The sequence below is a fragment of the Bifidobacterium pseudolongum subsp. globosum genome (assembly GCF_000741295.1).
In the GTDB taxonomy this organism is placed as follows: Bacteria; Actinomycetota; Actinomycetes; order Actinomycetales; family Bifidobacteriaceae; genus Bifidobacterium; species Bifidobacterium globosum.
In genome coordinates this window covers 196,994-210,120 of the sequence record NZ_JGZG01000001.1, presented here as the reverse complement: position 1 = coordinate 210,120, position 13,127 = coordinate 196,994, and the positions used below count along the sequence as shown (strand labels likewise).

The 13,127-nt window shown below is 66.5% G+C and carries 10 protein-coding genes; 4 read left to right on the top strand and 6 right to left on the bottom strand.

Features of this window, described 5'->3' with window-relative positions; translation table 11 throughout:
- The first annotated feature begins 187 nt into the window (after window positions 1-187).
- The 3 genes from BPSG_RS00860 to BPSG_RS00850 are packed head-to-tail and all read left to right on the top strand — an operon-like array spanning window position 188 to window position 3,107.
- Window positions 188-643 (top strand): Lrp/AsnC family transcriptional regulator, encoded by a 456-nt coding sequence (locus BPSG_RS00860; RefSeq protein ID WP_026643857.1) that lies wholly within the window; start codon window positions 188-190, stop codon window positions 641-643.
- A 25-nt stretch (window positions 644-668) separates the two neighbouring features.
- Complete coding sequence (locus BPSG_RS00855; RefSeq protein WP_026643856.1) at window positions 669-1,067, top strand: chorismate mutase; 399 nt, start codon at window positions 669-671, stop codon at window positions 1,065-1,067.
- A 42-nt stretch (window positions 1,068-1,109) separates the two neighbouring features.
- Window positions 1,110-3,107 (top strand): tubuliform spidroin, encoded by a 1,998-nt coding sequence (locus BPSG_RS00850; RefSeq protein WP_129887578.1) that lies wholly within the window; start codon window positions 1,110-1,112, stop codon window positions 3,105-3,107.
- A gap of 87 nt (window positions 3,108-3,194) precedes the next feature.
- Here BPSG_RS00850 and valS read toward each other — a convergent pair whose 3' ends face one another.
- The 4 genes from valS to BPSG_RS00830 form a co-directional block, all read right to left on the bottom strand.
- A complete protein-coding gene (valS, locus tag BPSG_RS00845) occupies window positions 3,195-5,957 on the bottom strand; it encodes a valine--tRNA ligase (protein ID WP_026643855.1) in 2,763 nt (920 codons plus the stop codon).
- A 72-nt stretch (window positions 5,958-6,029) separates the two neighbouring features.
- Window positions 6,030-7,550 carry an ABC transporter substrate-binding protein gene (locus BPSG_RS00840; protein WP_026643854.1) on the bottom strand — a complete coding sequence of 507 codons (1,521 nt, stop codon included), beginning with the start codon at window positions 7,548-7,550 and terminating at the stop codon, window positions 6,030-6,032.
- Window positions 7,551-7,561: 11 nt separating this feature from the next.
- Window positions 7,562-8,305 carry an endonuclease III gene (gene nth / locus BPSG_RS00835; RefSeq protein WP_026643853.1) on the bottom strand — a complete coding sequence of 248 codons (744 nt, stop codon included), beginning with the start codon at window positions 8,303-8,305 and terminating at the stop codon, window positions 7,562-7,564.
- Between the two features lie 76 nt (window positions 8,306-8,381).
- On the bottom strand, window positions 8,382-9,122 hold the full coding sequence (locus BPSG_RS00830; protein ID WP_328700087.1) for a response regulator transcription factor: 741 nt from the start codon (window positions 9,120-9,122) through the stop codon (window positions 8,382-8,384).
- Window positions 9,123-9,374: 252 nt separating this feature from the next.
- On the opposite strand from BPSG_RS00830, the gene BPSG_RS00825 reads away from it, so the two are divergent.
- On the top strand, window positions 9,375-10,115 hold the full coding sequence (locus BPSG_RS00825; RefSeq protein WP_026643851.1) for a hypothetical protein: 741 nt from the start codon (window positions 9,375-9,377) through the stop codon (window positions 10,113-10,115).
- Between the two features lie 126 nt (window positions 10,116-10,241).
- On the opposite strand, the gene BPSG_RS00820 is transcribed toward BPSG_RS00825, so the two are convergent.
- Both BPSG_RS00820 and BPSG_RS00815 read right to left on the bottom strand, forming a co-directional pair.
- Window positions 10,242-10,763, bottom strand: coding sequence for an inorganic diphosphatase (locus tag BPSG_RS00820; RefSeq protein ID WP_026643850.1), 522 nt, complete (start codon window positions 10,761-10,763; stop codon window positions 10,242-10,244).
- Window positions 10,764-10,841: 78 nt separating this feature from the next.
- The gene (locus BPSG_RS00815; RefSeq protein ID WP_026643849.1) at window positions 10,842-13,007 is read right to left on the bottom strand and encodes a maltotransferase domain-containing protein; all 2,166 of its coding nucleotides are present in this window, start codon (window positions 13,005-13,007) and stop codon (window positions 10,842-10,844) included.
- Window positions 13,008-13,127 lie beyond the last annotated feature (120 nt).

Below are 13,127 nucleotides of genomic sequence, written 5' to 3'. Positions count from 1 at the left end.
CATGAAGGGGGCGCTTCCCGTACAGCACGGGAAGCGCCCCCTTCAATGCATGGTGAGCGACGCTCCGTGCCCGCTCTGTCCGCATTTGGGCGATTGGCGTATCGGCCCATGGCGTAGGGCGGCGTGCCCGCACGCGCCTATTGTGGAAAGAGGACTTGACGAAGTCATTCTGGAAGGCGTGTGAACAATGACGGACCATGAAGCCGATGCATGTGTGCTAGACAGCAAAGACCGCATCATCCTCGATTCCCTTGAACACGATGGCCGCATGACGCTCGCGCAACTTGCCGCCGCAACCTCACTTTCCGTGTCAGCCACACAGTCGCGCGTGCAGAAACTCGAGCACAAGGGCGTCATCACCGGCTACAAGGCGATTCTCGACCACGAGAAAAGTGGACAGCCGGTGAGCGCATACATCTCGCTCACCCCGCTCGACTATGCTGAGGCGCCGGTGATCCCTGAAAAACTGCGCGACGTGGACGGCATCATCTCGTGCGACGCGGTCTCCGGCTCATCGAACTACCTGCTCATGGTGCGCGTGGCGTCGACGCACGAACTGGAGACGCTGCTCAACACCATCCACGCAGCGGTGCCGGTCAGCACCGACACGACGATGGTGTTACGCCGCTATTTCGCGAAGTGAACCCCGCCGCGGTATGCTCAACACCATGACTACTGAACACCATGAACCATGCGCGGACGGCGAAACGGTCATCGATTCCGAAGGCGACTGGCGCGACGCCGAAACCAAGCAGATCGTGCAGCGCATCGAAGTGCTGCGCCAATCCATCGACAACATCGACATGGCCATAGTGGCGTTGCTCGCCGAACGGTTCAAAGCCACTACGCAAGTGGGGGTGCTCAAGGCCGAAGCCGGGTTCGCCCCAGCCGACTACACGCGCGAGGAATACCAGATCGACCGCCTGCAGCGGATCGCGCAAGGCGCCGGCCTCGACCCGCAGATCGCGCTCATGTACAAGGAATTCGTGGTGACCGAAGCCAAGAAACGCCACAAGCGCATCGCGGACGCCGGCGACGACCCGGGTGTGCTCGACATCTTCGCCTGAACTCACCCATCGATATCAAGAGACACGAACGGAGACCACACCGTGCACAGGAATCTGCGGCGCATCTGCGGCGCCACCCTGAGCGTGGCGCTCGCGGCCGCAGTGCCCGCGGTGCCGGCAACCGCCACACCGCTGTCTGGCCGGCAGCTCGAGGCCCAGGACGCCGCAGCGAGCTTCACCGGGCACGACGTGTTCACCACGGCCGAGGTCATCGACGCGCGCCGCTTCTATATCGCCCCACGCGGCAGCGAAGGCGCGATCGAGCACATCTCCACCGACACGCCGCTGCCGTGGACCGTGAGCGTGGACTACACGCTCGACGGGCCGAGCGCCAGCGGCGCACAGGTGCGCGGTGCGCGCGGCCTCGTCGGCGTGCATGTGCACGTGCAGCCCAACGCCGCAGCGCAGGGCGACATGCGGCGATTCGCGCGCCAACTGCGCCCCGTCGTCGTGTTCACGTTCCCCACGCGCGACTGCGCCGACATCAGCGCCGACAACGGCGTCTCACTCACCCAGTCGGGGCAGCGCACCGTGGTGGCGGCCACTGCGGACCACGGTGAAGCCGTCGACTTCCGCGTATACGCGGACGCCGTGCGGTTCTCGATGAGCCCAGTCGTGCTCGCCGCGTTGTCCGCCGATTCGCCCGACCACTATGCTGACGTGCTGCGCACGCTCGCCGCGCAATCCGGCCGCCTGACCGCGTCGGTCAACAATGATACGGCCGCGCAGGGCGCCGACGGCGCACACGCCGAACTGATCGCCACACTCACCACGCTGCGTGACCAGGAGCGTGCGCTCGCCAAATCGGCGATCGCCGAGCAGACCACACAACACAGCCGCGCGTTCCACGAGTACATGGCCGCCTACGTCGGCTCGTACACGACCCATCTGTCCGGCTCGATCGGCACGAAGACGCAGCTCGGCGCACTCATGGGCACCGCCGGCGAACTCAAGGGGGATACGCCGCTCGCGCACGCGGTGACCGGTTTGGCCACCGCCGCCAACGCGCTGAGCGACGCGCACCAGCACACCGGAGCCGCGGACGAAGCCGACCGGATCATCCAACGGATCCGCCAGCAGGGCACGCAGGGGCTCGCCGAGGAACTCAAGAAAACCGCTGGCGAGCAGACGCGCCTCGGCGCCAAAGAGTACAGTGCGGGCCAATCGCAGCTGTCGCAGGCCATGGTCCCATATTCCATGGCGTACACCGACGCCTACACCGCGCATCTTGACACGCTTGCCGGCGGCGATGTCGGCGCCGCCGCGCAGTTCCAGCAGCAGGCGATCGAACAGACGAACGCCGACAACACCACCGACCCGAATCTCAGTGGGAATATGCAGAACGTGAACGCGGCGATGGATACGCTCGCCGCCGCGCGCGAGCACACCGGCGCCGGCAGTGCCGCACGGCAGATCATGCTGCGGTTCTCGGGGCGGTTCGGCGGCGATTCGGCCGGCGCGGACGGCGTGGCGCCAATCAACAAGCTGCAGCCGGCGTTGCGGCATTCGCCGCTCGCCCAGCAGGCGTACCGCGACTGGTACGCGCATTCAATCGGCGGCCGCGCGGAGATGCTGCGCGCGAAACGCATCGCCGACGCGCGCGCCGCGGAACGGCAGGCGCGCTCGGCGAACGGCGGCGATGACATGTCGACGCTCGTCAGCGCTTCGAACGACGACGCCTCGGCCGATGTGGCGAAATACGCGGGCTCCGTCACGACATCGCTCGGCGGTGGCACAGCCGCGACCACGCAGGGAAGCGGTAGCGACACGCACACGAACAGTGACGGGGCGATTCCCGAAAGCGAACGGCTTGCCACCCAGCTGGGGTATTCCGGATTGGCGAACCACCAGCTGATCGTGCCCAGCGCGCAATACCTCATCGACGAGACCGTGCAGATCGGGGCGATGGCGCCGGCGCTTTCTGCCGCGGCCGACGCGATGGGCGCCAATGGCGCGTTGGGGCGGCAAGTGGCCGCATCCGGCGGGGAGGCCTCGTCGTTGGACTCGCGCATGGTGATCGTCACAAACCCATTGCGCTGACTGCAGTCGTCCAGCGCATATCGATGAGGGTCGGGTGGTGCCATGTGCACCACCCCGACCCTCATGCATCTGGACCGGGCTTGCGGCTTACTTCGCCTTCGGCTTCTTGGCCGGCGGCTCGCCGAGCTCGCTTTCTGCGACGACGATCGTCTCGGATTCATCGCCTTCGGGCTCCTCGCCGTTGGACTGCAGCTTGTTGACCACTTCGATCGCGCGTTCGAGCGAGAAATCGCCGATCACGCGGCCGGCTTCGGCGATGTCGCTCAGGGCGGCACGGATCGAGGCGCGCACATCATCGCTCACCGCGAGGCGCACACGTTCGATCGGCGTCTTCATCGAGACCTTGGCCTTCGACTTGATGCCGCGCAGCGCGGCGAGCGTCGCGCCCGCATGCGCCAGAATGTCGGGCGAGACGTTGAACGCGGCCGTGGCGTACGCGAGCGGCTTCGGCCATGGCGCGGTGTGCACCGAGCCTTCGCCGGCGTGCATCCAGCTCCACACCTCTTCCGTGGAATACGGCAGGTACGGGGCGAGCAGGCGCGCGAACGCGTCGAGGCCCATGCCGAGCGCGGTGCGCGCCGAGAGCACCGCCGTCTCGCTCGGCGTATTGCCGGTGGCGTCGGCCGTGCCGTAGGCGCGGTTCTTGACGAGCTCGATGTAGTCGTCGCAGAACTGCCAGAAGTAGTTCTCGATGACTTCGAGCGCCTTCGAGTGCTCATAATTGTTCAGGTAATCGGTGGCCTGCTTGACCACGAGCGACATCTTGGCCATCGCGGCGCGGTCGAGCGGCTCGGTCACGTCCTGCGGACGCCACGTGGCCGTCGCGCCCTGCGTCACATGGTGCTGCTCGTCCTCACGGCCGATCGCGAGCGCGAACTTGGTGGCGTTGAGCAGTTTGATCGCGAGCCTGCGGCCGATCTTCATCTGGCCTTCGTCGTAGGTGGCGTCGAGACCCAGTCGTGCGGACGCGGCCCAATAGCGCACCGCGTCGGCGCCGTATTTCTCGATCGGCTCGTTCGGTACCACGACGTTGCCCTTGGACTTCGACATCTTCTTGTGGTCCGGGTCGAGGATCCAACCGGAGAGCGTGGCGTTGGCCCACGGCAGGCAGTCGTTTTCGAGCTGTGCGCGGTCGATCGTGCTGAACAGCCAGGTGCGGATGATGTCCTGGCCCTGCGGGCGCAGGTCCATCGGGAACGTGGCGGCGAACAGCGCCTCGTTGTCTTCGCCCGGCTCACCCCAGCCGGTCACGATCTGCGGGGTCAGCGACGACGTGGCCCACGTGTCCATGATGTCGGGCTCGGCCATGAAGCCGCCAGGCTGGTTGCGCTGTTCCTCGGTGTAGCCGGCCGGCACGTCGGTCGTCGGGTCGATCGGCAGCACGTCCTCGCTCGGCGTGATCGGGTTCTCGTAATCCGGCTCGCCATCCGCGTTGAGCGGGTACCACAGCGGGAACGGCACGCCGAAGAAGCGCTGGCGCGAGATGAGCCAGTCGCCGTTGAGGCCGTGCACCCAGTTCTCGTAGCGCACGCGCATGAAGTCGGGGTGGAAGTTCAGCTCCTTGCCGCGCTCGATGAGCTTGGCGTTGAGCGCCTTGTTGGTGCCGCCGTTCTGCAGGTACCACTGGCGTGACGTGACAATCTCGAGCGGCTTGTCGCCCTTCTCGTAGAAGTTCGTCATACGCGTCGTCGGCTTGGGGTCGCCGTCCATGTCGCCAGACTCACGCAGCGCATCCACCACGATCTTGCGCGCGGAGAACGTTGTCTTGCCTTCGATCTGCTCGAAGAGCGCCTTGCCGGCGGCGTCGGTGATCCAGTCGGGCATGTCCATGACGATGCGGCCGTTGCGCTGGATGATCGAACGCAGCGGCAGGTGCAGGTCGCGCCACCATTCCACGTCGGTCTGGTCGCCGAAGGTGCAGCACATGGCGATGCCGGCGCCCTTGTCCATCTCGGCCGCCGGGTGCGCCAGGATCGGCACGCGCACGTTGAACAGCGGCGACGTGACCATCTTGCCGAAGTACGGCTTGTACCGCTCGTCGTCGGGGTGCGCGATGAGCGCCACGCACGCGGGCAGCAGTTCGGGGCGCGTCGTCTCGATGTAGATTGGTGAATCGTCTTCGAAGCTGAACGCGATGCGGTGGTAGAAGCCCGGGTATTCACGCGATTCGAGCTCCGCCTGCGCCACGGCCGTCTGGAACGTCACGTCCCACAGGCCCGGCGCGTCCTGCTGGTACGCCTCGCCGCGCTCCAGATTGTGCAGGAACGCCTTCTGCGCCACGCGCTGCGCGTGGTCGCCGATCGTGTGGTAGGTGCGCGACCAGTCGATCGACAGGCCGAGCTCGCGCCAGAGCTCCTCGAAGCGCTCTTCGTCTTGCGCGGTGAGCTTTTCGCACAGTTCGATGAAGTTGCGGCGTGAGATCGGCACCTGGTCCTTGGCCTGGATCTTCTTGCCCTCGGTGCCTTCGAACGGCGGCTTGAAGTCGGGGTCGTACTTGAGCGAGGTGTCCACGCGCACGCCGTAGTAGTTCTGCACGCGGCGCTCGGTGGGCAGGCCGTTGTCGTCCCAGCCCATCGGGTAGAACACGCGGAAGCCGTTCATGCGCTTGAAGCGCGCGATGATGTCGGTGTGCGTGTACGAGAACACATGGCCCACATGCAGCGAACCGGACACGGTGGGCGGAGGGGTGTCGATCGAGTAGACGGCGCTGCGCTCGCCCGGATTGTCGAATGTATAGGTGCCGTCGGTGTCCCAGACGTCGCGCCACTTGGATTCAAGCCCGTCCACGCCCACACGGTCGGGCAGGGGGGTGAGATTGGCGCTGATGGAGATGTCTTCGCTATCAGTCATACCCGTCAGTCTAAAAAGCGACTGTGACATCACCGCGCGCGCGTTCCGCTCTAGAAAAACCGCGCGAACCGCCTACGCGCGCACATGCGCGAGCGGCAGGCGCCAGCTCGTCAGATCAACCGGCAATCCCTGCACATGCGACCGGGCCGCCACCACGTCCTTGCCCGTGTACAGCCATGCGCTCGCCGCGTCCTGGCTCACGATCCGGTCGAATGCGCGCAGCTGTTCGCGGTACGACACGAAGTCGGTCTGCGCGAGCGCCTTCGCGTACTGTTCCTGCGCGGCGCCATTCTGGTAGCCGAACATCGCGCTGCCGTCCACGAACCGCGTGTAGTCGTGCGGTTCGTCCATCTCGATCAGGGCACATGTATAGTCGCCGGCCTCCACGCGCGAGGCGAGCGTGGCCGAATCGACCACTTCGAGCGTGACCGGCATCGGGATCGCCGCCATCCCGTCCACGATCCGCTGCGCCAGATCGCGGTGCGCCTCGTCGGCGAGCAGTGTGAACGGCGTGAAATAGCCGGCTGCGAAATACCAGCGCATCGACTGCGCGCGCTCCAGATCGAAGGGGAACAGCGCGTTGAGGTCCTCATACCCGGGCTGCAGCTGCGAGATCGGACCGCTCAACTGCGCTTTCGCATCCGGCTGCGTGCGTGCGATCTGCGCCGCGTCGATCGCGAAGCGCGTGAACTGGCGCACCTGTTCGTCGGAGAAGGGGCTGCTGCCCGCATTGTTGAACGCCACGAGCGTCTTGCGCGTGCTGATGCCGTCGCTCACCTGCACACCGTCGATCTTCGCGAGCTCGCTGGCCGCCTGCGCGCCCTGCGGCAGCGCCACATCGAGCGAGCCGTCGCGCATGCCGCCCACGAGCGCCTCGTCGCTTGGCATGTACCGCAGCGTCACGCGCGCCAACGCCGGCTTGTCCTGCCAATAACGCTCGTTGCGCGCCAGTTCGATCGTGTCACCGGTGAACGAGCTGACGGTGAACGGGCCCGAGCCATACGACGTGTGCGCGAAATCGGCGTCGTGCGCGTTCGGATTGACGATGACGCCCGCACGGCCGGCGAGCGCCTCAAGCAGGCGCGGGTTAGGCTCGTGCAGCGTGATCACGACGGTCGTCTCGTCGGGGTTCTCCACGCTCGCCACATGCTTAAGGTCGTCCGCGCCCACCTGCTTGCCTTGGATCGTGCGCTGCAGCGAGGCGACGACAGCGCTCGCGTTGAGCGGACTGCCGTCGGCGAACGTGGCGCCTTCGCGCAGCTGGAACGAGTAGTGCAGGCCGTCGGTCGACTCACTCCAGCGCGCCGCCACGTTCGCGCTGATCGCGCGCTCGCTGTCCATGGTGAGGAGCGTCTGGTACACGTTGTCGACGAGTGCCTGCTCCACTGCGCGCTCACCGTTCGTGCGGATGTCGAGCGACGACGGCTTGCTGCGCAGGCCGACGGTGATGTGCGCGCCCGATCGGCCGCCGAACGGCGAGCCGCCGTGCGGGCGCAGCAGCAGGAACGCACCGCCCGCGGCGAGCGCGAGCACGACGAGCACCACGGTGAAGACGATCCACGGGCGGACTGATGAACGGTTGCGATCGGTCATGGTCCCCGAGTCTAGCGGCTGCGGCGGCCCGCGGTGCGCGGCCGGCGGCGTTTGTGTGCGGCCACGGCCTCGCGCTCGGCTTCGAGTTCCAGGAAGTGCGCGGCGCTCGGGCAGCTGCGCCGCAACGGGCAGCGCGTGCAGTCCGGGCGGCGCGCCATGCAGATGTTACGGCCGAAGATGATCAGCCGGTGGGACAGGTCGGTCCATGTTTCGGGCGGGAAGCATGCGGTGATCTCACGTTCGATGTCTTCGGGCGAGGCGTTCGGTTTCATCCAGTCGTCGCGCCAGTGCAGGCGCGCGGTCACGCGGATCACATGGGTGTCGACGGGGAACGACGGCTCGCCGAACGCGTTGCCGAGCACCACGTTCGCGGTTTTGCGCCCCACACCGGGAAGCGCGGTCAGGGCGTCCATCGATTCGGCGACCTGCCCGTTGTCGGTGGCCATGAGCGCCTGCGCCAGTTCGATGATGTGCTTGCTTTTCATGTGGTAGAAGCCCAACGGGCGGATGATGCGTTCCACGTCCGTGATGTTTGCGGCGGCGAGCTCCTGCGGCGAACCATATGCGGCGAAGAGCTCGGGGGTGACCTGGTTGACGCGCTTGTCGGTCGTCTGCGCGCTCAGCACGGTGGCCACAAGCAGTTGGAACGGCGAGTCGAAGTCGAGTTGGCATTCGACGACCGGGATGAGCTCGCACAATGCCGCATATTCGCGGTGCATGCGCGCGGTGCGCGCGCGTTTCGATTCGGTTGCCATCATGATCCTTCCCGCAGCTTGCGCCATTGCCTGCAAGCGTACTCGCCGTGCTGCGCGCGGCAACCGTCGGGGCGTGTTATTTCTCGGCGGCCTCTTTGGCGTGCTCCTGCGCCTCGTCGTTCTCCGGCGGGTCGAAACGGTAGCCCACGTTGCGTACCGTGCCGATCACATGCTCATATTCGCCGCCGAGCTTGGCGCGCAGACGGCGGATGTGCACGTCGACCGTGCGCGTGCCGCCGTAGTAGTCATAGCCCCACACCTCCTGCAGCAGCTGCGCGCGCGTGAACACCCGGCCCGGATGCTGCACCAGGTATTTGAGCAGTTCGAATTCCTTGTAGGCCAAGTCGATCGGGATGCCACGCAGGTTCGCGGTGTAGCCGTTGGTGTCCACGATCAGCTCGCCCGAGCGGATCAGTCCGTCCTCCTGCGCGTCGGCCTGCTGCGCCGTGCCATTTGTGGCCACAGTATAGGTGTTGCGGCGCTCCGAGACAAGGCGCAGACGGCCTTCCACCTCGGCGGGCGAGGCGCTCGCCACGATCACATCGCTCACACCCCACTCCGCATTGACCACGGTGAAGCCTCCCTCGGTCAGGATGAGCAGGATCGGCGTGGTCAGGCCGGAGGCGTGGATCATGCGGCACAGCGTCTTCGCGTTCGCCAGGTCGTCGCGGCTGTCGAGCAGCAGGATCGTCTGTTCGGGCATCTTCACCAGGCTCGCCGCGTCCATCGGCAGCACGCGCACACGGTGCGACAGCAGCGCGAGCGACGGCAACACGGTCGCCGGGTCGGGGGAAGTGGTCATCAAGGTCAGATCCATCACGTCATACCCCTTTGGTTTCGGTTCGGCGTCAGTCCCGCGGCGGCGCTCGGCAGCGTGTGCGTCACGCCGCTTCGGCCATAGTGTAGTTGGTCACAGTCTATCGGCGCAGCCGTATTTCGCGATGAGAACGCGCGGGCGAGACGATTGGCGGCGGCGGTGTTGTGAGGGGGCGAGACTAGTGTGGTGCGCATATGGATGCCGCTGCGCCCAGCGCCGCAGGCAACGCCCCCAGGTTCGAAAGTGACGATCATGACCGAAGCCCAATCCGTTCCCCAGCCGCACAGCGACATGCGCGCCCGGGCGCCGCAGCGCCCCTTCACATGGCCCCTCGCCGTGCAGGCGGCCGCCTACGTGGTGCTCGTCGCGCTCGCCTGCCTGCCCGGCAGCGGCGCCGTCTCGTCGTCCACGTTCTCGGTCACCGCGTTCGCCGTGGCGGCGATCATCGTGCTCTTCGCGTTCTTCTGCCCGTTGCGCGACGGCGTGCCCGGGCGCGTGACCGCCGTGGTGCTCGGGTTCGTGGCCATGGTGTGCGCGTCCACGCCGTTGTTGGGGCAGTTCGTGTTCGAGCGGCAGGGCGCGGCCAACGCGCAGTACACCAGTGCGGCCGCTTGGTGCGCGGGCGTGGCCGGCCTGCTCGTCGTGCTCGTCGTCGCGGCGTTCATCCGCCAGATGGCGCGGCCGCAGCGCACCGACATGATTGTGCAGCTCGCGCACATGGTCACCGACGGCGTGGCGTCGATCGCCGCGTCCGGCTGGTGCTTCCTGCCGATGCTCTTCCACGAGGCCGGTGCCGCCGACGTGTGGCGCATCGTCTGCGTTGTGGTCGTGGTGGCCGGGGCCGTGGCGCTCGCCATGGTGTCACGCCTGTGGTACCGCGAGACGCAGCCGCTGCCGGGGGCGCGTGCGGCGTGGGTCGGGTTCGGACTGCTGCCTGTAATGCTGATAGGCGCTTTGGTCGGTATTGCCGCTTTGGTAATGTGGCTTGTGTAGTCGTTCAGCGATGACGATTGCCTCTCGAGATAAGGAACTAATGAGCCCCGTCGAACCGCATGGTCCGGCGGGGCTCACCTTATAGGTAGGTTGTAGGGCCTAGTGCGCCGGGCCCCACAACGCGCGTCAGTCGTTCAGGTCCGCGTCGTGCTCGGCGGCCTGCTTCTGCGCGAGGCGCTCGCGGGATTCCTTGATCTCCTTCTCCGCGGCGGCGGCGTCCGCCCAGTAGTCGCCCGGCATGACCTGCTTGCCCGGCTCGAGTGCCTTGTACTGCTCGAAGAAGTGCTTGATCTCGGCCTTGTGGTACTCGGAGACGTCGGCGATGTCCTTGATGTTGTCGTAGCGCACATCGGCCGGCACGCACAGCACCTTGTCGTCGCCGCCCTCTTCGTCGACCATGTGGTACAGGCCGACGGCGCGGCATTCCACGATGCAGCCCGGGAACACGGAATCGGTGAGCATCACGAGCGCGTCGAGCGGATCGCCATCTTCGCCCAGGGTACCGTCGATGTAGCCGTAGTCATCCGGGTAGCCCATCGCGGTGAACAGCGTACGGTCCAGGAACACGCGGCCCGAAGCCTGGTCCACTTCGTACTTGTTCTTCGATCCGCGCGGAATCTCCACAACGACGTTGAAGGTCTCTGCCATGGTAATTCTCCTTACAAGTTGAGTTGGTACCCCTACAACCATACACCGCGCGTGCGCCGCGCGGTGTATGGCCGATCATCAGTATTCGACGCTCAGGATGTGCGCCACGTCGGCCCACGGTGCCAGCGAGACGAAGTTGTCCCAACTCCAGTCGAACGTGCGGTCGGTCAGCAGGTCGCGCACGCGGTACGTGCGGTCGGCCGGCAGGCCAAGCGCGTCGAGGTCGATGTGGATCGACGACTGCTGCTCGTGGTAGCAGTCGAGATTGACCACGATGAGCAGTGTGTCGGGCTTGCCATCCGCCGTGTACTGCGCCGGCGTCTGGCGCGCGAACGCGACGATCGCCGGGTTGGCGCTTGGCAGAACGGTCAGCGTGTGGTAGCTGCGCGTGGCCGGGTGCTCGGCACGGATGCGGTTGAGCGAGGTGAGCAGTTCGGCGATGCCGTAATCCACGGCGCCGCTCCAGTCTCGGACCTGGACTTCGGTGCCGGGCGTGGAAGCGCCGTCCGCGGCCACGTTGGTATCCATCAGCTCGTAGCCGCTGGTGATGCCCCAGCTCGGCGAGCCCATCGCAGCGAGCACCGCGCGCACGGCGTGGCCGGCCACGCCGTTGTTGCGCAGGTAATCGCTGAGCACGTCGGGCGTGGCGGGCCAGAACGTGTTGTGCTGGTAGAAGCCGCCTTCGCCGTTGGTCTCCGTGAGGAACGCCTCGAGCTCCTCCTTCGTGTTGCGCCACGGGAAATAGCTGTGGTTCTGCGTGAAGCCGGCGTAGGCGAGCGCGCGCACGAGCGCCGGGCGGCTGAACGCCTCGGCGAGGAACAGCACCTCGGGGTGCTTCTTCGTGACCGCGGCGAGCACGTCCTGCCAGAAACGCACCGGCTCGGTCTGCGGCTCGTCGATCTGGAACGCGGTCACGCCGGCTTCGATCCACACGTCGATAATCCGTTCGACCTCGCGCTCAATGCCGGTCAGGTCGTTGTCGAAGTCGAGCTCGTAGAACGGCTCGGGGTCGCCGTGCTCGTCGAGCGCGTGCACGAACGATCCGTCGGCGTTGCGACGGAACCATTCGGGGTGCGCGGCGACCCAGGGGTGGGTGGGTGCGCAGCGCAGCGGCAGGCCGAGGGCCACTTCGAGGCCGAGCTCATGCGCGCGTGCGCAGAAGGCCTTGAAATCTTCCATCGAGCCGAGCTCCGGGTCCACGGTGTCGTGGCCGCCGGCCGCCGTGCCCACCGCGAACAGGCGTGCGTCCGGCGTACTGTGGTCGACGGGGAAGACGGAGGGCAGGTACGCGATGGTGAACCCTTCGCCTTTGGCGCGCTCAAGGCCGCTGACGGCGGTGCGCAGCGTGCCGGGCGTCATCTCGCCGCGTTCGTTGACGGTCGCGCCTTCGGAGCGCGGGAAGAACTGGTACCATGCGCTGAAGCTCGACTTGGGGCGTTCCACGTGGAACACGCGATCGCGGCTCGCCGTGAGTCCGTCGCGCAGCGGGTTGGTGGTGTGCAGGGCCTCAATCTCGTCGATCTGCGCGATGGCGAGGCGTTCGGCGGCGGGGATCGTCGCGTCGAGCATCTGCTTGGCGGTCTCGCGCAGCACCTTGCGCTGCGTGGCGTCCAAACCGGCGTCGCGCGTGGCGGCCCAGCGCGTGAGAATTTCGGAGCCGCGCACGATCACGCCTTCGGCGTCGACGCTGCCGGCGTCGGCGTTCACGCGGGCGGTGGCGTCGAGCACCCAATCGGTGTAGGTGTCGGCCCAGCCCTCAATGGCCACTTTCCAGTTGCCGAGCTGGCCGAGCACGTCGGCGAAGCCCTCGTCCCACGGCGCCAGGTCGGTGGGGGAACCAGCCTGCAACATGGCGGTCCAGGTATCGAGCCCGGTGTTCGTCTGGGTCATCGGCACGCGGGCCATCACGCGGCCGCGCGGGTTCTTCAGCACGGCGGTGGCGCGCACGGTGGCGCGGCCTTCGAGGAAGACCTGCGCGCTCACGGTGAACGGTTCGCCGAGCTCCACGCGGGCGGGGAACACGGCGTCCTGAGCGTCTGGACGCACATCGAGGATGGTGATGCGGCCGAACAGGTTCGGCTCTTTGGCGGCTATGGCCGTGGGCGGCATGGCGCCCGAAGCCTTCGCGGAAGTCTTGGTGCGGGTCCTGGCGGCGGCACGCGGTTTGCGTGCGGTGCGGGTTGCTGTGGTGGATTGGTTCTGGGTGCGCTCTTCGGCGCTCGTAGTTTCTCTCATGGCTGCCATTGTAGGGGCACGAACGAATGAATGGCGTTACACAGGCGTAAACGGTTCCGATATGCAGGCTTGTATATGTGGGAAATGTGGATAACCGGTGCAGTGGTATTGCGCTGCATGGATGGATCG

What these genes read in the sequence shown, in the direction of transcription:
- BPSG_RS00860 (WP_026643857.1), top strand. Translation starts at nt 188, where the DNA reads ATGACGGACCATGAAGCCGATGCATGTGTGCTAGACAGCAAAGACCGC.
- BPSG_RS00855 (WP_026643856.1), top strand. Translation starts at nt 669, where the DNA reads ATGACTACTGAACACCATGAACCATGCGCGGACGGCGAAACGGTCATC.
- valS (WP_026643855.1), bottom strand. Translation starts at nt 5,957, where the DNA reads ATGACTGATAGCGAAGACATCTCCATCAGCGCCAATCTCACCCCCCTG.
- BPSG_RS00840 (WP_026643854.1), bottom strand. Translation starts at nt 7,550, where the DNA reads ATGACCGATCGCAACCGTTCATCAGTCCGCCCGTGGATCGTCTTCACC.
- nth (WP_026643853.1), bottom strand. Translation starts at nt 8,305, where the DNA reads ATGGCAACCGAATCGAAACGCGCGCGCACCGCGCGCATGCACCGCGAA.
- BPSG_RS00830 (WP_328700087.1), bottom strand. Translation starts at nt 9,122, where the DNA reads ATGGATCTGACCTTGATGACCACTTCCCCCGACCCGGCGACCGTGTTG.
- BPSG_RS00825 (WP_026643851.1), top strand. Translation starts at nt 9,375, where the DNA reads ATGACCGAAGCCCAATCCGTTCCCCAGCCGCACAGCGACATGCGCGCC.
- BPSG_RS00820 (WP_026643850.1), bottom strand. Translation starts at nt 10,763, where the DNA reads ATGGCAGAGACCTTCAACGTCGTTGTGGAGATTCCGCGCGGATCGAAG.
- BPSG_RS00815 (WP_026643849.1), bottom strand. Translation starts at nt 13,007, where the DNA reads ATGGCAGCCATGAGAGAAACTACGAGCGCCGAAGAGCGCACCCAGAAC.